Source organism: Pedobacter caeni, assembly GCF_900129215.1.
GTDB classification, from domain to species: Bacteria; Bacteroidota; Bacteroidia; order Sphingobacteriales; family Sphingobacteriaceae; genus Pedobacter; species Pedobacter caeni.
This window is the reverse complement of sequence record NZ_FQUQ01000004.1, coordinates 318405-341411: the sequence shown is the minus strand read 5'-3', so window position 1 is coordinate 341411 and position 23007 is coordinate 318405. Positions and strand designations below refer to the sequence as shown.

The following is a 23007-nucleotide window of genomic DNA, read 5'->3' as shown; positions in this document are numbered from 1 at the left end:
GCTACAGTGACTTTAAAAATTTGATGAGTGCATTTTTATCAGCCGCTGAAAGCTGGATATATTCATTTCTTGCATTAGCAGCCTCGCCACCATGTAAGGTTATAGCCTCTTCAATACTTTTTGCTCTCCCGTCATGTAATAGGTGATATTGTCCGCCTTGAGAGTTTGGTGAAAGACCTAAGCCCCAAAGTGGTGGTGTTCTCCACTCAAAAGTTTTTGCAGTCCCTTCTGTATAAGCATCATCAAGTCCTGCTCCCATGTCATGCAATAATAGATCAGTATAAGGATGGAAAGTTTTGTTAGACAGTGCCTTTGTAGTGGATATGCCTGTTTTTAAAGTGGGTTTATGACAACCTGAACAATTTATCCTGTCAAATATTACCCGACCATTTTTAACTTCAGAGTCATTTTGCTGACGTTGAATGGGGGCTTTAAGCGTTTGCAAATAAAACACAACATCATTTACGGTTTGGGTCGAAATCTCTGGATCAATGGTAAGATGAGTATAAACATCTACCGGATCGTAACTTGAAGTAATTCCTATATCTTGGTTATATGCATTTACAGTTTGATGTAACAGACTATAAGCAGCAGCCTTTTTACCAAATCGATGGATATATTTTCCATCTTTTTGAATTGCATTAGCAAAGGGAATTATATACTGCGGCAGGTTACCATAGTTTGGAACTCCGGAAATCCCATCGTTGTCATTGTCGTCTGGATCTGCCATTGCCAGAATGTCTGCATCAGAAACAAGTTCTAAAAGACCTAATCCAGTATTAGCAGGAGGTGTGAATTTAGAAAAGGTAGCTCCTAAGGGTATTTGTTCTGGCATATATCCAGGTATAGCTCTATTCTGTAATTGAGGGCCACCCTGATTTAGAAACTTGTTACCTGTTTCGTCAATTTGTCCGAAACGGGTAAGTGTGGTAAATGGATGTCCCTTGCCATCCCCTGCATGGCAACTTCCACAACTTGTAGCTACAAAAACTGGCCCTAAGCCTTTTTCAGGAGTAAAGATTTCGTCATTAAATGCTACATCTCCTGATAGAAACCTTCGGCTTTCCTCATAACTTAACCCTTCAACCGGCCCATCTAATAAGTTCTCGTCTTTAGGCGAAGCTGGTTCCAGCTTAGAACAGGATTGTATAATTGTGACAAGTCCAACTAAAATACATGTAACAAGTAAAGATTTTTTCATTGGTCTAATTTTAATATTTCAATATGCAAATATATAAAGTTAGATATCACTAACAAAATTAATTCGACTATTCGATTTTTTATTAGATGATTCGGAAAGGTTTTATGTTTAACTTTGTTCTATGATTTCCCAAACAGAAGAAAACTATCTAAAAGCGCTTTTCATTTTGGCTAATGAAAACGGAGAGACTGGTGTGAATGAATTGAGTAAGTTTTTAGGAATAAAGATGCCAACTGTGACTAGCATGATGAAGAGTCTAGCAGATAAAAATTTAGTTCGGTATATAACCTATAAGCCAGTAATCCTTACGGTGACAGGAAAGAAAGAAGCTGCATCAATTATCCGAAAACACCGTCTTACTGAAATGTATCTAGTGGAAAAAATGGGGTTTGGCTGGGATGAAGTGCATGAGATAGCAGAACAGGTTGAGCATGTAAAGTCAAATGCCTTATTTGATAAAATGGATGAAGCCCTCGATTTCCCAAAATTTGATCCTCATGGTGCGCCTATACCTGATAAAAATGGAAAAATAGATTTTCCTGATCAAAGAAAATTAAGTGAGTGCAAAGTTGGAGAAACTATTCAATTATCTGGTGTTATTCACTCTTCTGATGTTTTTTTGAAGTTTTTAAACAGTAAAAATTTAAAACTAGGAACCATACTTACTGTTCAATTAATAGAAGCATTTGATGGAACAAGGGAGCTTAGCTACGACGAAAGAACAGCAGAAATTCTAAGTGAAATTGCTTGTGAAAAACTATTGGTGCAGAACTTAAAGCATATATGATTAAAGACCTCAGTTGGGCAATTCGTTTGAAGCAAAAAAACATACAATGGAATTAAAATTTTGATATATTTGAAACCATGAAATGGTTCGTTTGCCTTTTTTCATTTTATGTACTCTTTTTAACTGGTGTTCCCTGCAACCTAGAGGATAATTGTTGTACTGATGAGATCTGCTTTGAACGAAATAATAATAAAGAACTAGAAGGTCAAAAGAATCAAGAAAATTGCCCATGACCTTTTTTTGCTTGTGGTGTTTGTTTTGGAGTGCTTCCAGTGACGGCTTTTATAGCATTTTTTTCAGGCCTCACCTGCAATGTCTGAGTTAAATTATTTCTATTTCGATAGCAATTTATACAATTGCACAGGATTTCTAACAGTTAAGTATATATTTGCAACATGAGATTATGGATTGCCCGTGTTTTTATTGGCTTTGCGTTCAGCCTTTTATTGGCTCATAACCTCATTTCGCACCATCATGATGAAGAAGCAATTGAGTATGCCGGAGATCACCACGATCATCATGAAGACCGCTCAGCGACCCCTTTTGATAATGTAAAACTTGATGGTGACTTTGTTCAGAAATTAGATTTCCAGCACTTAGATGTCAGTGTACCTGTGAATTTGGTTTTGGTGTTGTATAATTTTACACAGGAACCCATTGTAATTGTTCAACAGTATTGTACACCACCACCTGAGCATCCCCCTGCGCTATTTCATATAGATGCAGCTTCACTAAGAGGCCCCCCTGTTTATTGTTAATTACCGGAATTATTTGCTGTTGAAGTAAATGAACAAGATTGCCTATGCAATCTCTTTTTCTGATTTTTTACAATAAACTTTCAAAATGCTCAATAAGATCATAGAGTTTTCTATTAAGAATAAGCTTGTTATTGGTTTATTTACCCTTGCATTGATTGCATGGGGTGCTTATTCCATTACCCGATTACCTATTGATGCCGTACCTGATATTACAGACAATCAGGTTATGGTCATCACTGTCACCCCAAGTCTGGCCGCCCAGGAAGCCGAAAGGTTAATTACTTTTCCGGTAGAGCAAACAATGGCCAGCATTCCTGGCATTAGTCAAATCCGTTCCTTTTCCCGTTTTGGCCTGTCCATAGTTACTGTAGTTTTCAAAGAAGATGTAGACATCTATTGGGCACGTCAGCAGATTGGAGAACGTTTAAATGATGCCGCCAAACAAATTCCTGAAGGTGTGGGTAAGCCTGAAATGGCTCCTCTTACCACAGGTCTGGGTGAAATATACCAGTATGTGATCCACCCTAAAAAAGGTTATGAAAAGAAATACGATGCCACTGAATTACGTACCATTCAGGATTGGATCGTTAAACGCCAGTTATTGGGTACTCCGGGAGTTGCCGAGGTCAGCGGCTTTGGTGGTTATGTCAAACAGTATGAAATTGCTGTAAATCCTGATCGCCTGCGTAGTGTAAATGTCAGTATTGCCGACATATTTAAAGCACTGGAAACCAATAATCAAAATACTGGAGGTGCTTACATTAATAAGTCACCAAATGCCTACTTTATCAGGAGTGAAGGCTTAGTGGGTGGTTTGGACGATATTGGAAAGATCGTGATCAAAATCAATAACAGAATCCCCGTACTAATCCGGGATGTGGCTACTGTTCAGTTTGGAAACAGTGTGCGTTATGGTGCTGCAACACGAAATGGAGAAGGTGAAACAGTTACAGGTATTGTGATGATGCTGAAAGGTGCCAACTCTTCTGAGGTGATCAATAACGTGAAGGAAAGAATTGAGCAGATCAAAAAGACCTTACCTGAAGGTGTAACTATTGAGCCTTTTTTAGATCGTAAAAAGTTGGTTGATAATGCGATTGGTACGGTATCCAAAAACCTGATTGAAGGAGCATTGATTGTGATCTTCATTTTAATCCTGTTTTTGGGGAACCTACGTGCGGGGTTGGTAGTGGCTTCTGTAATTCCATTATCTATGCTGTTTGCCATCTGTATGATGAACCTGTTTGGGGTTTCGGGCAATTTGATGAGCCTGGGGGCGATAGATTTTGGACTTATTGTGGATGGGGCAGTAATTATAGTGGAAAGTATCGTTCACCGTATTGCCATAGGAAGCTTTGCCGCAAAAGGAATTGCCCGGCTCAATCAGCAGCAAATGGATGAAGAGGTTTATCAGGCTTCCTCTAAGATCAGAACAAGTGCCGCATTTGGGGAAATCATAATCCTGATTGTATACCTGCCTTTATTGGTATTGGTGGGTATTGAGGGTAAGATGTTCAGGCCTATGGCAGAAACGGTGATGTTTGCAATTCTAGGTGCATTTATTCTGTCACTTACCTATGTGCCTATGATGGCCGCTTTAGGTTTAAGCAAGAACACTACTCACAAGCGTAATTTTTCAGATAAAATGATGGATTACTTCCAGAGATTATACAGTCCGCTAATTAAAAAGGCTATTCAGCACAAGGCAGTTGTGGTCATCACGGCAATTGTTCTTTTTGTGATCAGCGTAATAACCTTTAATCGTTTGGGCGGGGAATTTATCCCTCAATTGGATGAAGGAGATTTTGCAGTGGAAACAAGGGTGCTGACCGGAAGTTCTATTGACCAGATGATCGAGGTATCCAGAAAGGCGCAAAAGATCATTCTTGGCTTTCCTGAAGTCAAACAGGTGGTGAATAAAATCGGATCAGGAGAGATCCCAACCGACCCTATGCCCATTGAAGCGGGTGATATGATGGTGATCCTGAAGGATAAAAGCGAGTGGACAAGTGCCAAGACCAGAGAGGAACTGGCCGATACGATGCAGAAGGCGCTTGCGGTAATACCAGGGGCTACCTTTGGCTTTCAGCAGCCTATCCAGATGCGTTTTAATGAGCTGATCACTGGTGCAAAACAGGATGTGGTGCTGAAGGTTTACGGAGAAGACCTGGATGTACTGACCGCTGAGGCAGGAAAGATCGGTAAACTGATCAAGCCTATTCAGGGGGTGTATGATACTTATGTAGAAGAAGTGACGGGTTTGCCTCAGATACAGGTGAAGTTTAACCGGGATAAAATTGCCCAATATGGATTAAATATCGAAGAGATCAACCGAACCATTAAAACCGCATTTGCAGGTGAAACCGCAGGTTTGGTTTACGAGGGGGAAAAACGGTTTGATATGGTTGTACGCTTAGACAAACAAGATAGACAGGATATTGGTAATGTTAGAGGACTATATATTTCTACACCAACAGGTCAGCAAATTCCTTTGGAGGAAGTCGCTTCAGTGGAATTTAAAAATGGCCCAAATCAAATTCAACGGGACGATACCAAGAGAAGGATCACCATTGGTTTTAATGTCCGTGACCGTGATGTGGCCAGCATTGTAGAAGAAATTCAAGCTAAGATTGATCAGAAAATAAAGTTTCCTGCTGGTTACTATGTTACCTATGGCGGCCAATTTGAAAACCTTCAGGCAGCCAACAAACGATTGGCGTTTGCGCTTCCGGTGGCGTTGTTGCTCATCCTTTGCTTACTCTATTTTACGTTCAATTCTATCAAACAGACATTGCTTATTTTTACCGCCATCCCGCTTTCTGCTATTGGTGGTGTCTTTGCCTTATTGATCCGGGATATGCCTTTCAGTATTTCAGCAGGTGTTGGTTTTATTGCACTCTTTGGTGTTGCAGTATTAAATGGAATTGTTTTGATCTCTGAGTTTAACCGCTTAAAAGAAGAAGGAATGACCGATATTAACGAACGTGTACTCATAGGAACCAAAATAAGGTTACGCCCCGTACTCATGACTGCGGCTGTTGCTTCATTGGGCTTTCTTCCTATGGCTATCTCTAATTCATCAGGAGCAGAAATTCAGCGTCCTTTGGCCACAGTGGTGATCGGTGGTCTGCTTACCGCTACATTGCTTACGCTGTTGGTACTCCCGGTGTTATATATCTTTTTTGAGAAAAAATTTAACAAACCAAAAGCAGGTACTGCCTTGAACACACTTATTATTCTGGCATTGTCATCTATTTTGTTCATGCCTTCTGGTGCTTTTGCCCAAGATGGCCCGGTAGAAAAGTTGAGCCTTCAACAAGCGATTGATCTAGCCTTGAAAAATAATAATGGTGTTAAGGCTGCGGCATTTGGAGTTGATTATCAAAAGGAACTAAAAAAAGGCAGCCTTACGCTTGAACGCACCAATGTGATCTATCAGCAGGGACAGATCAATAGTAATACAAGGGACAACCACATTAGTGTCAGCCAAAAAATAGAATTTCCAACCGTTTATTCAGGACAGTCCAAGTTAGCATCAGAGAATGTAACCAAGGCACAGGGGCAATTTGATGTTCAGGCATTGATATTGATTAATAAGGTTAAAAGTGTTTACTATAAGCTGGTATATCTGGACGAAAAAAAGACCCTGATACATTATCAGGATAGCCTATATACCAATTTGCTAAAGGCGAGTGACCTGCGTTACCGTACAGGAGAAAGTAACCGATTGGAAAAGGTAACCTCGGAAACCCAATTAATGGAACTTAAAAATGCGGGTAGACAAGTTGAAGCAGACATTCATATTGCTCAAAAAGAACTGCAAACATTGCTCAATACCGACCAGCAGATTATTGTTCTTGAAAATAAACTTCAGAGAAAGCCTGTTAAGGTTAATCAGGATAGCGCCATACTAGCGGGTAATCCTTACCTGAATTATTTGAAACAGGAATTGAGGGTTAAGCAACAGGAAACACAGGTTCAAAAAGCAAAAGGATTGCCTGATTTTTCGGTTGGATATTTCAACCAGTCTTTTAATGGGCTGCAAAACTTTAACGGGATGACACAGAACTATACGGGCTCGGATCGGTTTAGTGGTTTTCAGGTAGGTGTCGGTATTCCATTGTTGCCTGGGGGAAACAGGGCTAAGGTAAATGCGGCTAAAGTAAGTCAGCAGATTGCATCAGCAAATCTACAGGATCAGCAAAGTATTTTGCAGGGCAATTTTAGTCAGCTCTTACAACAGAGTCAGAAACATGCCAGCACACTGGCCTATTATGAACAAGGCGCGTTAAAACAAGCTGATCTGATCATTAAGAATGCAGAAGCAGGGTTTAAAGGGGGTGAAATTGCTTACCTGCAATACTTACAAAGTTTAGCCTTAGCCATTAAAATTAAATCTGATTACCTGGATGAGCTTTTTGCTTATAACCAGAATCTATTGGATATAGAAAATATCACAGGTAAAAAGTAAAAATAGGAAATAGCAAAATGAAGACACTTAATTATATCGCAGCTTTCACGCTGTCACTTTTAACCATTACAGCCTGTAATCAGGCTTCCACAGAAGAAAAGAAAGAGGAGGCGGCGACCGCTAAACCTAGTGATGAAGTAACCTTGTCTAAAGATCAGTACGAAGTTGCCGCACTACAAACAGGTAAATTAGAAATGCGTTCATTGAGTGATGTCATTAAAGCAAATGGTGCTATTGATGTACCCCCAGAGAATATGGTTTCCATATCTGCTCCTTTAGGAGGGTATATCAAAAGCGCTGGTTTATTATTAGGTCAACAAATCAGCAAAGGACAAGTGATTGCCATCATTGAAAATCCTGAATTTATTGATATTCAGCAGGAATATTTGGAAAGCAAAAGCCGTTTTGAGTTTTTAGCCCTGGAATACAAGAGGCAGGAACAACTTAGGCAAGAAGATGTAAACTCGGCAAAAACTTTTCAGCAGGTAAATTCTGAATATAAAATGATCCAGGCGCGAATGAATGGGTTGGAGCAGAAACTGTCGCTGATAGGGATTAATGCGAAAAGCCTTCAATCTGGAAAGATTTCTAAAACCAGTAATTTGTATTCACCTATTAACGGATATGTAACGCTCAACAACGCAACTACCGGAAAATATGTCAATCCAACGGACGTAATATTTGAATTGGCCAATAAAAGTCAAATGCACCTCGCATTGAATGTTTACGAAAGAGATGCTTCTAAAATTAAAGTAGGTCAATCAATTAAATTCGCATTGGCGAATGAAACCGGATACAATCGCAATGCGAGAGTTTTTCTGATTGGAAAATCGACTGGTAATGAGGGGACTGTACCTGTTCATTGCCGTTTGCTTAATACCGAAAACGCAGCTTTGTTCCCGGGTATGTATGCCAAAGCAATGATTGAAACTACAAATCAGTCTGTACCAGCCTTACCTCACGAAGCTATTGTGCAATCCGATGGTCTGGATTACATATTTATTCAGATTACCTCTTCAGATGCAAAAGGATCTACATTCAAAATGATCCCGGTGAAAAAAGGTATTGAACAGGAAGGATATACAGAGGTTATCCTGCCAGAGGATTTTGACCATAATTCTGCTGTTGTACTTAAAGGAGCTTACACCCTTCTTTCAGCAATGAAAAATGTAGAGGAATAAATGGCACAGGCAAAACTCATAACGGTGTTAAAGGAGCCTTTTCAGGCACTAAGACATAAAGCATTTGCTATCTTGTATTTCGCACAAACTATCAGTTTGTTAGGTGATGCATTTACCTGGGTAGGGCTTGCATTGTTATCCTATCAGTTTGGTAAGGAAAATTCAGCGGTAATTCTAGCCTCTGCATTAACTCTTAGAGTGGTTGCCTTCATCATTTTTTCCCCCTTTGCCGGAGTACTAGCGGATCGGGTTGACCGAAAAAATATATTGTATATCACACATTTTATCAGAATGGCAATTATCTGTTGTTTGCCTTTTGTAAATGCCGAATGGCAGATTTATGTGCTGGTTTTTCTTTTAAATGTGTTCAATGCTTTTTTTACGCCAACTTATAAATCCATAATTCCACAGGTTGTTGACCAACGGAATTACAGGCAGGCGATTGGTCTATCTACCGCAACATTTCAATTGTTAGGAGTACTTGGGCCAGGATTAGCCGGAATTATAGCCGTATGGTTTGGACCAAGGGATATATTCTTTGTTGATGCCGCATCGTTTATTCTTGCAGGTATATTGATCCTGATGCTTCCAGCTCAACTGATCAGTAGACCTGCTCATCCAATATCAGAGAAGCCTTTATCTGCATGGGCAGATGTAGTCAAAGGAGCAAAACTACTCTTTGGAAATAAGTTGATCCGATTTGCCCTGGCCATTGAATTTATTTCTGCAATTGCAGGGGCACAAATCTTAGTAAACACAGTTGGCCATATCAAAAGCGGGCTTTTACTCGGTGATAAACAATACGGTTGGGCTATGGCTGCCTTTGGTATCGGCGCAGCGGTAGCGGCTTTTGTTGCGGGCAATCTGGATAAGTCTAAAAGCAGACGTGTATCGCTGATCGTCGGTGTATTGCTACTTGGACTAGCTATAGCAGGAGCAAATTATGTCAGCTATACTGTTTTGTTAGTCCTTTGGCTGTTTGCCGGATTAGGTCAAAGTTTAGCAGAGATGCCTTCCGAAACGTTGATAGGAGAAAATATAGCCTCAGTGGAACAAGGGAAAGTATTCGGCTCTCATTTTGCCTTTTCCCACTTATGGTGGGCGATTGCCTACCCCATTGCTGGATTCACCGGAAGCTATTTCCCAGGAAATGACTTCCTTTATGGGGGCATCATTTCATTGGGGATATTGGCGATTGCGCTTCTTCTTATATCAAAAACAAATAAACAATAAATTCTATAATCCATTAATCATTAAAAAAATCAAATGAAAAAAACACTAATTATTGCAGCCATGTCTTCGATGTTATTTGCGGCTTGTTCAAATGAAACTAAGAAAGAAGCAACTACAGATTCTTCAGCTACAGAAACGGCACCAGCAGTAGATACTACAGCTATTAAGACTGATAGTGCAACTGTAGCTAAAGATACGGTAGCAATGGATAGCGCAGAGGCCGCTCATGGTCACAAACACTAATTAATCACAAAATTGGTCTATCCTGATCTCAGATTAGGGTAGACCTGTTTTTAAATGGAAAATATGAATTTTAAAAAAATAATTACGCTTGCTGTACTATTCATTTTATGTGGTGTCAGCAACCAGCTTTTTGCGCATGGTGTAGACGGTGATACCCAAACCTTTTTAACAGGTAATAACGGCGTAGCCTTTGGCCCTTTTCTTTACATCGGAGCCAAACACATGCTTACCGGATATGATCACCTGCTTTTCCTGGTTGGGGTTATTTTCTTTCTATATAAACCAAAAGAAGTCCTGCTTTATGTCAGCTTCTTTACCATAGGTCACAGTATCACTTTGTTACTTGGAGTGATGTGTAATATTGCTATCAATGCTTATCTTATAGATGCAATTATCGCACTTTCTATTGTTTACAAGGGATTTGACAATCTTGGAGGTTTTCAACGTTTCTTTGGTAAACAGCCAAACACTAAAGCAGCAGTTCTGATCTTTGGTTTATTTCACGGTTTTGGTCTGGCGAGTAAGTTGCAGGACTTTAATTTCGGTAAGGAGGGTTTATTTACCAATTTACTAGGTTTCAATATTGGTGTGGAAATAGGTCAGTTTATTGCCCTCGCTCTGGTTCTTACGTTGATTACCGTGTGGCGTAAATACCCAAGCTTTATGAAATTTTCCACTTTTACAAATACCATGCTCATGGCAGCAGGGTTCCTATTATTAGGGTTTCAGTTAACAGGTTATTTTACATCTTAAATAAAACATACAATGGCAGAAATGAGTCATCAAATCATAGAAAAAAGTAAAATTATAAAGGCGGTATTGATAGCATTAGTAGTCGCCGCTATCTTATTGGTTACAGCAATCTTACCTGCTGAATACGGTCTTGACCCATTAGGAACAGGGAAGGCTTTTGGTTTTGGAAAACTATATGTTCCAGATAATGGTATGGGTGAAGAGTCTCAAATGACGGTAAAAAAAAACAACCCTGTTATCAAATTGGAAAAGGCCGGTTCAGGGCCAGATGTAAAAAGGCCAGCGGAGGCCGACCTACCTGCTCCGGTACAACAATATACACATAGGGAAGATACTGTTAGGGTAACCATTCCTGCCGGAAAGGGTATTGAATATAAGATACGGATGTTGAAATATGGGCAATTGAAATACGAGTGGTTAACTAGTAAAGGAGACCTTTATTTTGATTTTCATGGTGAACCAAAGGAGCTTAAACCAAGTAAGAATACTTATTTTGATAGCTATACCATTGCTTATTCAAATAACATGGTAGGTACTTTTCTATCCCCATTTGAAGGGAAACATGGATGGTATTTCAGAAATGAAGAAGGTAAAGATATCTTAGTTACCTTGAGATTAAAGGGAGAGTACGAGTTGCTATAAGATCATTTAACTAGTGAATATTTTTTATTCACTAGTTTCAAGCTTGATAGAAGTTATTTTTTACCTCAAAATAGATTATTATAAACCGTATATCACGATTTTTTTGCTTAGACGAACTTTAATGTGAAACCAATAGATGTAAAAAAAGCTCGGAATTATGTAAATTTATTTTTGCATCTTTATACTAGATTTGCCTAGTCATGAAAAGTAAAGCTATCTTTCTGTTAGTTATATTTTTGCTCAATACTGTTGTAGGTTTTGGCTGTGCTTTAGGAATGGAGGAGGATCATCATGAAGATCATTTTCATTCTGAATCTCCTCATCATGTTCATATGGCGAATAATCACCATCATTCAGATGGGCATGAACACAAAACTAGCCCAATATCTGGTCAGAATTTCTCAAAGGAAGATCCTTGTTGTAAAACTTTAGTAAATGATTTGGTTACTCAAAGCAAATTAGTTCCTGAAAATGGCAAGGTGCAAGTAGTTTTACCTATAATTTGGCTTCCTGATTATTCTTATGCCTTATTAGTTCCCGTAACGGATGTTGAACTTGATCAAAGCGTCTATGTAGACCATAGAGAAAGGCCGCCTAACGAGGACATTCGCATTGTCATTCAAAGTTTTCAGATATAAGATTTAATGTGAGTTGCTAAACAGCAAGCTTACTGCTGTTAGCGTCTACAAATACATTCACATAGCTATTGCTATGACTAAGAATAAGTATAAACATTAAATTATTACATCATGAAAAAGATATTTTTGGTAGTTGCTTTAATTGCAACTGCATGGATCAAACCTGGTTTTGCTCAAAGCAGCCAGACACAATCATTATTAACTTCTTACTACGACATCAAAAATGCGTTAGTAAACTCCGATGCAACAGCGGCTGCATCAAAAGCAAGTGAGTTTTCTAAAGCTTTAGCAAGTATAGATATGAAATCAATGCCAAAGGCAGAAATGACTGCTTTCATGGGATTTCAGGATAAACTTGCATTTGATGCCAAGCATATCTCGGAAACAAAAGAGATTTCCCATCAAAGAGAGCATTTCGCTAATTTTTCTACTAATCTTTTCAAGCTGGCCAAAGCTGTAAAGCTTACTAAAGACCCAGTCTATTATGACTATTGCCCAATGAAAAAGAGTTATTGGCTTTCTGATAACGCAGCGATTAAAAATCCTTATTTCGGTAAACAAATGTTAACCTGCGGGGAAGTAAAGGAAACTTTAAAGTAATTCTGTTTGTTGATTGTACAGCCTCACCTTTACTGGGGTCGTGACTGTACAATTGACTCTCAGATTTTATCAAATAATTCTACTAAAGGATAACGGAAATACGCTTTTGTCCTTAAGTAGGTAATCAACCATTTAAAAATATTTTAATTAAAATAAGATGAAAACATTAATTTATAGCATGGCTTTTTCTTTACTATTTCTAGCTGCTTGTTCTAATGGTAGTAATAAAACTGAAACTGCTGCTACTTCAGAGGCTACATCAACTAAGTCCGCTGTAACAGAATCTTCAGAAAAAGGCACTTCTACTGCCGCATTGTTAAGTTCATATCTAAAATTAAAAAATGCCTTTACAAATGATAATGATAAAGACGCAGCAGCAGCAGGAAATGAAATGGTTGCTGGCTTCGCTTCTTTTGATAAGAAATCTTTAACACCAGAACAAAGTAAAGCCTATACTGATATACAAGATGATGCTAAAGAGCATGCTGAACATATTGGTGCCAATACAGGAAACATAGCGCATCAGCGAGAACATTTTGATATGTTGAGTAAGGATATGTACGACCTTGTTAAACTACTTGGAACCAATCAACCTTTATATGTTGACCACTGTCCGATGTACAATAACAATAAGGGGGCAATCTGGTTGAGCGAAGTGAAGGATATTAAAAACCCTTATCTTGGAAAGGCTATGCCAACTTGCGGTACTGTTAAAGAAGAATTAAAATAATAGCCATGAACGGCATAAAGAAATTACCTCTTGGGTTATTGGTAATCCTTATAATTATCCAGTTTGTACACCCTGCCCGCAATAAAAGTGGGCAGGCTATGCCAAATGACATTTCCAAAATGGTTACCATGCCACCTGATGTACAGGGAATCTTGAAGAAAGCCTGCTATGATTGCCATAGTAATAATACCGACTATCCATGGTATACTTATGTGCAGCCCTTCCACTGGTTTATGGATTACCATATACAATCTGGTAAAGAAGAATTAAATTTTAATGAATTTGGCACCTATACTCCAAGAAGACAGCAGAGTAAATTACGCTCCATAGAGAACAGTTTAAAAGATGGCACTATGCCCTTGTCGTCATATACCTTGATCCATAGAAATGCCATTTTGAGCGAAGCGGAGAAATCGTTAATTATCAGCTGGGTTCAAAATTCAAAGGATAGTTTAAACAAAAAGAATCTTTAACTAACCCTTAATCACCAAAGAAATGAAAAACATATTAACGGCCTTTTTATTGATTCTATACTCTACGGTTTCTGCCCAGGAGATGAAAGGAATGAAAATGCCAAAAAAAGAAAGTAATAAGCAGGCAGAGACTATTTATACTTGTCCCATGCATCCGGAAATACAATCTAGTAAACCTGGAAATTGCCCAAAATGCGGTATGAAGCTAGTTGTTAAAAAAACAACAGCTCCTAAACAGAAGGTTTCTGTCCCAGATCAAAAGTCCCAACCTGTAAAGGCATCAGATATGGGTGATATGAATATGCCGATGAAAAAACAAGGAGACAATGAACCAACGCAAACGGTAACCTATACCTGTCCGATGCATCCTGAAATCCATGCGACAAAGCCCGGCAATTGCCCTAAGTGTGGAATGAAACTGGTGCCGGAAAAAGCTAAGGCGACTAAACCTAAGCATGACCAAATGGAAATGCCTGTAAAAGATCATTCCAAAAAGAATGACGGAATGGATGACATGGGGGGGATGGACATGGGAGATAATACTGCCACAATGGAAAACATCAAAAGGGCAAAGTTAAATTTAGGGCCAATTAAAACCATTTCAAATAGTGCGCCGCCTCGTACTGTTCGCTATGATCTTTACATTGCAGATACAACAGTAACTTATGGAAAGAAAACAAAGCGGGCAATTGCTGTAAATGGACAGATACCAATGCCAACTCTAACATTTACGCAAGGTGATACGGCATTGATATATGTGCATAATAATCTGAATGAGGAGACATCCCTGCACTGGCATGGTCTATTTTTACCAAACAAAATGGATGGGGTTCCTTTCCTTACGCAAATGCCTATTAAACCTCATTCAACCTATATCTATAAATTCCCCATCGTTCAGAATGGTACACACTGGTATCATAGTCATTTCGAACTCCAGGAGCAAATTGGAATGTACGGTGCTTTCATTATGAACAAAAGAAAAGAATGGGAGATTCCAACTCTTCCAGTGGTCATCAGTGAATGGACTGATATGAAACCAGAGGAAGTACACCGAAGTCTGAAGAATGCAAACGATTGGTTTGCAATTAAAAAAGGAACTACCCAAAGTTATGCGGAGGCGATCAGAACAGGACATTTCAAAACCAAAGTGACTAATGAGTGGAAGCGTATGAATGCGATGGATGTGAGTGATGTCTATTATGATACATTTTTGATCAACGGCAAGAATCAGAATGTCCAGCCACAGTTTAAAGGAGGTGATAAGGTAAGGCTACGAATTGCCAATGGTGGGGCATCTGATTATTTCTGGTTGACTTATTCTGGTGGTAAAATAACTGTTGTAGCTACGGATGGAAATGATGTAGAGCCTGTAGAAGTGGACAGATTAATTATAGCTGTGTCCGAAACGTATGATGTGGTAGTAACCATTCCAGAAAATAAGAGTTACGAATTTCTGGTGACACCTGAAGACCGTACAAAATCGGCATCACTCTGGTTGGGTAAAGGAGAAAAAGTCCCGGCTCAGAAACTACCAAAACTGAAATATTTTGCCGGAATGAAAATGATGAATGACATGATGGATATGAACGGTAACATGGTAGAAATGGAAGGCATGAAAATGCAGAATCAGGTCATGGACATGAATACTGTGATGTATCCGGAAGTAACAGGTGAAGAGAATTCTAAGGTAGAAAATAAAAAAGCAGCGATGTCAGGTATGCAAATGCCAAACGATAAAAGCATGGCAGGAATGAACATGGCCGCTGATAACCCCGACATCGTTACTTTAAATTATGGAATGCTCCGTGATCCAAAGAAAACAACTTTACCTAATGGCCCATGGAAAGAGTTAAAGTTTGATCTCACAGGGAATATGAATCGTTATGTATGGACTTTGGATAACAAAACGGTTTCAGAAAGTGATAAAATCCTGATTAAGAAAGGCGAAAATGTGAGGATCATCTTATTCAACAATAGTATGATGCGTCATCCTATGCACTTACATGGTCATGATTTCAGAGTAGTGAATGGACAAGGTGAAAATGCACCTATGAAAAACATCATAGACATTATGCCAATGGAGAGGGATACCATCGAATTTGCGGCTACAGAACCTGGAGGTGATTGGTTTTTTCATTGCCATATCCTTTACCACATGATGAGTGGAATGGGAAGGGTATTCAGTTATGAAAACTCGCCACCTAATCCCGAAATCCCTAACCCTAAATTAGCGCAACGCAAATTGTTCAGTGATGATAGGGAATTTCATCCAATGGCAAGAATTGGAATAGAAACAAATGGTAGTGATGGTGAGATTATGTTGGCTAACACACGCTACCGCTTTACAACCGAATGGAGAATTGGCTTTGATAAAGAAATGGGCTATGAAAGCGAAAGTCATTTTGGAAGGTACATCGGGCGAAATCAATGGCTCTTCCCTTATGTGGGATGGGATTTTCGTAAAAGAACGATTGATCTAATGGACAAAAATATTTTTGGACAATCATTATCACCCGGAGACAACCTTTTTGGACAAAAAAATACCAAAAACTTTAGACAGGTGTTTCATTTAGGGGTGCAATACACTTTGCCGATGTTAGTTGTAGCTGATGCTTCTGTTGATCATAAAGGTAATGTTAGATTTCAGTTGATGAGAGAAGATGTTCCTATCTCCAAAAGATTACGCTTTCAATTTATGGTTAACACAGATAAGGAATACATGGCAGGTTTTAGATATATAGTTACAAAATATTTTGGTCTATCTACCCACTATGATAGTGACATGGGCTATGGTGCCGGACTAACCTTAAACTATTAACTTATTAAAATCATCACCTTATGAAACATACTTATAAAATAACCGGAATGACCTGCCAAGGTTGTCAAACTAAAGTTGAGAATGCCTTGAATGCAATTGATGGGATTTCTGCTAAGGTTACTTTGGAGCCTGCTGAAGCAATAATCACAATGGATAAGCACATTCCAACCGAAAAGTTGCAGGAAGTTCTTTCGGTTGCTGGAAATTACAAGATTCACATGTCTGGATTCCATAAGACTGCGGAGGATAAACAAATACATAATCACGACCATCAGGAACATTCTGCTTCTGCTCATTCCCATCATGATAATGCCCCATTAAAGGCTCATAAAAATGAAACTGGTGGTGTATATTATTGCCCTATGCATTGTGAAGGGGATAAAACCTATGACAAACCAGGAAATTGTCCTGTTTGTGGGATGGATTTACTAAAACAGCCTGAATTAAAACAAACAACACAATTTACCTGCCCTATGCATCCCGAAATTATTAGAGATCAACCAGGTTCATGCCCAATATGTGGGATGGACTTGGTACCTACGGGCGTGAACTTGGAAGCGGAAGATAAAACTTATGACACCTTGTTGCGTAAATTTAAGATTGCTACAATTTTTACTATTCCCATTTTTACCATAGCAATGACGGAAATGATTCCAAATAATCCGTTGTTTAACTTGATGGAACTGAAATATTGGAACTGGGTTCAGTTTGCTTTTTCCATTCCGGTAGTTTTTTATGCAACATGGATGTTCTTTCAGCGTGCATGGCAATCGCTAATAACCTGGAAACTAAATATGTTTACGTTGATAGGAATTGGTGCGGGGGTGGCTTGGCTTTTTAGCCTTGTCGCCCTGCTTTTTCCTGATGTTTTTCCAGATCAGTTTAAAACCCACCATGGTACAGTCTACGTTTATTTTGAAGCTGCAACAGTTATTCTTACCCTGGTATTGCTTGGGCAGCTCTTAGAAGCACGAGCGCATGGTAAGACTAATAGTGCCATTAAAGAACTATTGAAATTAGCGCCTAATACGGCGACAAAGGTTGTGGGAGATAAAGAAATATCAGTTTCCATTGACGATATCCAAAAGGGAGATTTATTAAGGGTGAAACCTGGGGAAAAAATACCTGTTGATGGCAGTATTAAAACAGGAGAAGCCATAATTGATGAATCCATGATCTCTGGTGAACCTGTCCCGGTTGAAAAAAAGACGGGAGATAACGTAAGTTCAGGTACAATTAACGGTAATAAAACTTTTGTAATGCTTGCCGAAAAAGTGGGTTCGGAAACTTTGCTGTCCCAGATCATCGAAATGGTAAACTCGGCAAGCCGATCGAAAGCCCCCATTCAAAAGATGGCTGATAAGATTTCAGGATATTTTGTTCCTGTAGTGGTGTTGATTGCAATAGCTACATTTGTGGTATGGGCAATCTATGGGCCTGAACCATCTTATGTTTATGCATTCGTTAATTCTATTGCAGTATTGATCATTGCTTGCCCATGTGCGCTTGGTCTTGCTACGCCTATGTCGGTAATGGTAGGTGTAGGAAAAGGCGCACAATCTGGTGTGCTTATCAAAAATGCAGAATCCTTAGAGAAAATGAATGTCATTGATGTTGTCATCATTGATAAGACTGGAACGGTTACAGAGGGAAAGCCATCGGTTGAAAAGGTCGTTAGTGCAAATCCGGATTTTGATGAAAAGAAAGTCCTTGAAAGAATAGTAGCGTTAAATAGTAGCAGTGAACATCCTTTAGCACAGGCGACATTACGTTATGGGGAAGAAAACAAAGTAAAAGTTCAACCAATTTCAAATTTTGAAGCTGTAACAGGTAAAGGTGTAACGGGTACTTTAAAAGACGAAAAACTTGCTTTAGGTAACCAGAAACTAATGGAACACGTTAAAGCCAAGATTAATCCCGAATTGGAAGAACTAGTTAAGTCTGCGCAAAAACAAGGAAAGACAGTTTCTTATTTGGCCGTCGGGGATGAAGCTGTTGGTTTTGTGGTTATTTCAGATAAAATCAAGCCCTCTAGTGCAACCGCTATCAAAAAGCTTCAGGAAGAAGGTTTAAAAGTAATCATGTTCACTGGCGATAATGAAGATACAGCAAGAGCCGTTAGCCGAACCTTGAATTTAGATGGTTTTAAAGCAGGAATGCTTCCAGAGGACAAGCTAAATGAAATCAAAAAACTGCAGGCTGAAGGTAAAAAGGTTGCTATGGCAGGTGATGGTATAAATGATGCCCCTGCCTTGTCACAGGCAGATATTGGCATTGCTATGGGTACAGGAACAGATGTCGCCATTGAAAGTGCAGCAGTAACATTAGTGAAAGGAGACCTCAATGGAATTGCAAAAGCGAGGTTTTTGAGCCATAAAGTAATGGGCAATATAAAGGGTAATCTATTTTTCGCTCTTGGTTATAATGTTTTAGGTATACCAGTTGCAGCAGGTCTTTTATATCCATTTTTTGGGATTTTATTATCACCAATGATAGCTGCGCTTGCCATGAGTTTCAGTTCAGTATCCGTTATTCTAAACTCTTTAAGACTTAGAAGTGCCAAGATCGACTAGTTTTTAATTAAAGACAATAAAATCACAGTATTATGGAACATAAAGATCATAAACAAATGGAAATGCGACAAAATCATGGTAATCATTACAATCTATTATCAGTGTGGACATGCTTACCAATGAACTTGTTGCATTACGGACAGATTTCATAAAAATTCCCGATGAAATTAAGGGCGTGAAATTAGAGGATGCCCAGAAACAAATCTTAATGGAAGGTAAACCGTTAAAGTTAGAGGGTATGATTTCCACGAAAGGAACTGAATTTTTGGCAATGGACGATGTTTTCAGAAATATGCCTGATTTAAAGGAAGAGGAAGAAGAATGGAACAGGTACGGAATATCCGGTGGCGATGATAGTCTTGCTCAAGGGGTTACCTATGACGAACCAAGCTCCGTAGGGGCGTTATTCCAAAAAGGAAAATTTGGAGCAAGCCCAAAAGGAAATGGCGATTACGATAGTTCAAAGATTGCAGGGTGCCGAATTATTCAGCCTGCTGGAAAATTCCATCAAAGGTGCTTCCCGAAAAATTGCCGAGCTTTTGGATAGCACACTTTCATCTGAAACAGAAGCCAGTTCTTCCACTTTGAGGAATAATGATTTGAGTGATTTTGATATTGTATAGGCAAACTTCCGTTATTGTTAAATATTAACTTGCACAGCAACTCAATTTCGATACGTCTTTACCAAAAGTTATTGCTGCTAATTTGATGCCTTCTCCCAAAGTCAGATAAGGGTAGAAACTGTCTGCCAAGTCTTTTACAGTTATTCCGTGTTTGATTGACATACTTAATAGTTGGATAAGTTCTCCGCCTTCAGGTGCAACTACTCTTGCACCTATCAATTTGTCAGTTTCGGTGTTGCGAATGAGTTTGATAAAACCCCTTGTGTCGTTTGCTGCTATGGCTCTCGGTACGTCTTTAAGTTCCAATTTTGAAATTTCAAACGGAATGCCTTTGGCTTCTGCCTGTACTTCGTCTAAACCTGCACCTGCAATTTGTGGGTCAGTAAAAACCACCCAAGGCAAGGAAGTATAATCTGCTTTATTTTCAGCTCCTGAAAAAGAATTTTCTACAGCAATTTTTCCTTCAAAGGCGGCTGTGTAAACAAATGCAGGTGTATTGGCAACATCGCCTACTGCATAGATGTTAGGTAAATTAGTTTCCATTTTTTCGTTCACCAAAACATGACCCGTTTTGTTCAATTCTATGCCTATGTTTTGCAATCCCAGCCTTTGTGTATTGGGTTTTGTTCCTGACGCAACTACTATTCTCCCTTTTTCTGTGATTTGCGTAAAAGAACCGTCCGGACATTTGCAATGAATGATTGTCTCACTTCCTTTTTTCTCGAATTTAACAGCACGGAAATTAGGGAGGAGCTCAATACCTTCTTTTCGCATTTGAGTTTCCAATACTTCACTAATGTCAGGGGTTTGTTTCCGCAATACTCGGTCTGTAAATTCTATAATACGTACCTTTACACCTAAACGATTATATGCCATAGCTATTTCCAAACCAATGTAACCTGCTCCCATAATAGTGATGCTTTCGAGTTTTTCTTCTAAATCAAAAAGCGAAACATTGGTCAGATAGCCAATTTCATTCAATCCTTCAATGCTTGGAATATTTGTAGTGGCACCAGTGGCAATGATAAATTTCAAAGCTGTATACTCTGTTTTATTATCAACAACAATTGTTTTGTTGTCTTTAAACTCCGCCCAACCTGTAATCATTTTTAAATTTATAAAATCGCTCACCACATCCATATATTTCTTTTCTTGAAGTACGGCAACCAATTTTTTCTTGTCTTTGATAACTTGTGGAAAATCAATATCAACACCTTTTGGTTTTATACCTGCAAAGTTGGAATGTGTAGCGTGATAAGCATTTTCTCCTGCACGGATTAAATTCTTAGATGGCACACAACCTACATTTACGCAAGTTCCGCCAAAATCCAATCCACCGTTTACCATTAAGGTTGATAATCCTAAACTTTCGGCTTTTATGGCTGCTGAAAATGCTGCCGAACCACCACCGATGATAATCAGGTCAAAATGGTTGTTGTTACAACTTCCTGTTTCTGAAATTTCACCTTTTACACGATAGTTTTTCATGCCGTTGATGGTGTTGATGATTTCTTCTTTGCTGGTTTTTGAAGGGTCATAAGAACATTCGCAACTGGCCTTCGGATAGTTTACCTTAGCTTCTGTTACTCCTTCATTTTTTGAAAGAAGTTTTTCAATGCCTGTGGCACAATGGTCGCAGGTCATACCTGTGATGTCAAGTTTTATGGTTTCTTTGTTCATTACGCTTTCTTTTTTTGAGTTTCTTTGATGATTTCAGCTTTATAGCCTGTTTTTTCAATTATCCTAATGATAGGATCAGGATTTGTTTTCTTCGGGTCGTATTGAATAGTTGCCAAATCGCCGGATATTCCACTTTGTGTTCATTAATGCCGTCCACTTTTTTAAGGGCATTTGAAATGTGGTTGGAACAACCTGCACAAGTCATCCCCGTAATTTTCAGTTTCACGGTCTTACCTACTTGTTGTGTTACATTTTCTGTTTGTGCTTTACTGTCATTCGGTTTGCAACATTGGGCTTTGACCTGAGTAATTCCAATTAGGAACAAAGCACTCAATAAAATCAAATTCTTTTTCATTGTGTAATTATTTAATAAGATTCTTAAATAAAAAAAACAAAAAAATACTATTTCTTGCCAACCACTTTGTAACCTGTACCGTTGATGGCTTCTTCAATTTGAGCCAAGCTCACTTTGGTTTGGTCAAATTCCACTTTGGTAGTTGCTTCTTCGTAACTCGCATCTATCTTAACAATACCCGGCAACTTATTTACGGCATTTTGTACGTGTGAAGCACATCCATTGCAAGTCATTCCTTTTAAATCAAAAGTTACGGTTTGGATGTCCGAGGCATTGACGATTACAACTTCTTTGTTGTCGTTTGAAGGATAGAAAATGTGTGAATAGTTTGGAAAAGCGAGCATCAAGCCTGCAAACACGGTTACAACTCCCAAAAATGTTTTGGTCTGCATAAAAGGTTTCTTTTCGTCTTCTTCGCAATCACACTGAATTTCTTCGGCTGTTCGTGGTTTGAGTTTCTGATACCAAGCAAAGCCCAATACCAAAACAGTAATACCTATAAGATAAGGTCTTGCTGGTTCCATCCACGAAAATGTAGATGCCACTCCTGATGCTCCTGAAATAAGAGCCAATACAGGTGTTATGCAGCAAAGTGATGCTGCTACTGCCGAAAGAACTCCCGCTCCAACAAGTCTGTTGTTTTTCTTGTTCATACTGTCTCCTTTTTTGAATTGTTTATGATGTGTTTAAAAAATGGACGAAGCAAGGTCAGTTGCTCTTGTTTCAAAGAGTAGAAAATGGTTTGTCCTTCTCTTCTCCCTTCAATAACGTTTCCGTCCTTTAGTTTTCTGAGATGTTGTGAAACGGCTGGGATACTCATTCCGAGAATGTCTGAAAGGTCGCAAGGACAGAGTTCGTTTTCTTCTTCTAAGAGAAATAAGATTTTCAGCCTTACTTCGTTTCCTGCCAATGCTAAAAGTCCGCTCAACTCGTTGAATGCTTTGTTGTTGTCTTGAAGTATTTCGCGACAATTGTCTATTTGAACCTTGTCGGCAAACACTCTGATACACGATTGATTGTTTTCCATAATTTCCTTTTTTAGGATTAAATAAAGTGATAAAGATACAAGTAGTTTTCTTATTTAAGCAAACACTTAAATATGTTTTTCAATAACTCTTGATTTTTGAATATTTGAATTAACTATAGAAATCAAGAAGTGCTGTATATTTCAACAGGAGTATTTAACCACAAAAAGCAATTTAGTGTGTATCATAATTATTCATCTTTTCTGAATAAACCGTTACAAAT

The 23007-nt window shown here is 38.8% G+C and carries 20 protein-coding genes; 15 read left to right on the top strand and 5 right to left on the bottom strand.

The genetic code is table 11. The features are described 5' to 3' along the window. Position 1: 1 nt before the first annotated feature. A complete protein-coding gene (locus BUC20_RS20900; RefSeq protein ID WP_068402215.1) occupies positions 2 to 1201 on the bottom strand; it encodes a di-heme oxidoredictase family protein in 1200 nt (399 codons plus the stop codon). 121 nt (positions 1202 to 1322) lie between these two features. Here BUC20_RS20900 and BUC20_RS20895 point away from each other — a divergent pair, with 121 nt between their 5' ends. From BUC20_RS20895 to BUC20_RS34505, 15 genes are all read left to right on the top strand, one after another. Further along, on the top strand, positions 1323 to 1988 hold the full coding sequence (locus BUC20_RS20895) for a metal-dependent transcriptional regulator (RefSeq protein ID WP_068402213.1): 666 nt from the start codon (positions 1323 to 1325) through the stop codon (positions 1986 to 1988). Between the two features lie 395 nt (positions 1989 to 2383). Continuing rightward, positions 2384 to 2746, top strand: coding sequence for a hypothetical protein (locus BUC20_RS20890; protein WP_068402211.1), 363 nt, complete (start codon positions 2384 to 2386; stop codon positions 2744 to 2746). Between the two features lie 85 nt (positions 2747 to 2831). After that, complete coding sequence (locus BUC20_RS20885; RefSeq protein WP_068402209.1) at positions 2832 to 7217, top strand: CusA/CzcA family heavy metal efflux RND transporter; 4386 nt, start codon at positions 2832 to 2834, stop codon at positions 7215 to 7217. A 17-nt stretch (positions 7218 to 7234) separates the two neighbouring features. Next, positions 7235 to 8398, top strand: a complete 1164-nt coding sequence (locus tag BUC20_RS20880) for an efflux RND transporter periplasmic adaptor subunit (protein WP_068402207.1) — start codon at positions 7235 to 7237, stop codon at positions 8396 to 8398. Beyond that, positions 8399 to 9631: an MFS transporter gene (locus tag BUC20_RS20875; protein WP_068402205.1), complete on the top strand. Its 1233-nt coding sequence runs from the start codon at positions 8399 to 8401 to the stop codon at positions 9629 to 9631. Positions 9632 to 9664: 33 nt separating this feature from the next. Beyond that, entirely contained in the window at positions 9665 to 9874 is a 210-nt protein-coding gene (locus tag BUC20_RS20870; RefSeq protein WP_068402203.1) for a hypothetical protein, read from the top strand. A 63-nt stretch (positions 9875 to 9937) separates the two neighbouring features. After that, positions 9938 to 10627, top strand: coding sequence for a HupE/UreJ family protein (locus BUC20_RS20865; protein WP_068407547.1), 690 nt, complete (start codon positions 9938 to 9940; stop codon positions 10625 to 10627). A 12-nt stretch (positions 10628 to 10639) separates the two neighbouring features. After that, positions 10640 to 11269: a hypothetical protein gene (locus BUC20_RS20860; RefSeq protein ID WP_068402201.1), complete on the top strand. Its 630-nt coding sequence runs from the start codon at positions 10640 to 10642 to the stop codon at positions 11267 to 11269. A gap of 200 nt (positions 11270 to 11469) precedes the next feature. Further along, positions 11470 to 11907, top strand: coding sequence for a hypothetical protein (locus BUC20_RS20855; RefSeq protein ID WP_068402200.1), 438 nt, complete (start codon positions 11470 to 11472; stop codon positions 11905 to 11907). Positions 11908 to 12018: 111 nt separating this feature from the next. Further along, positions 12019 to 12507, top strand: a complete 489-nt coding sequence (locus tag BUC20_RS20850) for a DUF3347 domain-containing protein (protein ID WP_068402198.1) — start codon at positions 12019 to 12021, stop codon at positions 12505 to 12507. A gap of 157 nt (positions 12508 to 12664) precedes the next feature. Continuing rightward, positions 12665 to 13237, top strand: a complete 573-nt coding sequence (locus BUC20_RS20845) for a DUF3347 domain-containing protein (protein WP_068402196.1) — start codon at positions 12665 to 12667, stop codon at positions 13235 to 13237. A gap of 5 nt (positions 13238 to 13242) precedes the next feature. Further along, positions 13243 to 13710: a heme-binding domain-containing protein gene (locus tag BUC20_RS20840; protein ID WP_068402194.1), complete on the top strand. Its 468-nt coding sequence runs from the start codon at positions 13243 to 13245 to the stop codon at positions 13708 to 13710. Positions 13711 to 13732: 22 nt separating this feature from the next. Then, positions 13733 to 16528 carry a multicopper oxidase domain-containing protein gene (locus BUC20_RS20835; RefSeq protein ID WP_084359276.1) on the top strand — a complete coding sequence of 932 codons (2796 nt, stop codon included), beginning with the start codon at positions 13733 to 13735 and terminating at the stop codon, positions 16526 to 16528. Between the two features lie 20 nt (positions 16529 to 16548). After that, entirely contained in the window at positions 16549 to 19101 is a 2553-nt protein-coding gene (locus BUC20_RS20830; protein WP_073233005.1) for a heavy metal translocating P-type ATPase, read from the top strand. Positions 19102 to 19210: 109 nt separating this feature from the next. After that, positions 19211 to 19648, top strand: a complete 438-nt coding sequence (locus BUC20_RS34505) for a DUF3945 domain-containing protein (RefSeq protein WP_068402189.1) — start codon at positions 19211 to 19213, stop codon at positions 19646 to 19648. Between the two features lie 100 nt (positions 19649 to 19748). Here BUC20_RS34505 and merA read toward each other — a convergent pair whose 3' ends face one another. From merA to BUC20_RS20805, 4 genes are read right to left on the bottom strand one after another with little or no spacing between them, the layout of a single operon-like run. Next, positions 19749 to 21404: a mercury(II) reductase gene (merA, locus tag BUC20_RS20820; protein WP_068402187.1), complete on the bottom strand. Its 1656-nt coding sequence runs from the start codon at positions 21402 to 21404 to the stop codon at positions 19749 to 19751. 58 nt (positions 21405 to 21462) lie between these two features. Next, positions 21463 to 21759 carry a cation transporter gene (locus tag BUC20_RS20815; RefSeq protein ID WP_232324601.1) on the bottom strand — a complete coding sequence of 99 codons (297 nt, stop codon included), beginning with the start codon at positions 21757 to 21759 and terminating at the stop codon, positions 21463 to 21465. A gap of 47 nt (positions 21760 to 21806) precedes the next feature. Then, complete coding sequence (merTP, locus tag BUC20_RS20810) at positions 21807 to 22412, bottom strand: mercuric transport protein MerTP (protein WP_068402185.1); 606 nt, start codon at positions 22410 to 22412, stop codon at positions 21807 to 21809. Continuing rightward, positions 22409 to 22786 carry an ArsR/SmtB family transcription factor gene (locus BUC20_RS20805; RefSeq protein ID WP_068402182.1) on the bottom strand — a complete coding sequence of 126 codons (378 nt, stop codon included), beginning with the start codon at positions 22784 to 22786 and terminating at the stop codon, positions 22409 to 22411. The genes merTP and BUC20_RS20805 overlap by 4 nt, the downstream gene beginning before the upstream one ends. Positions 22787 to 23007: the final 221 nt, after the last annotated feature.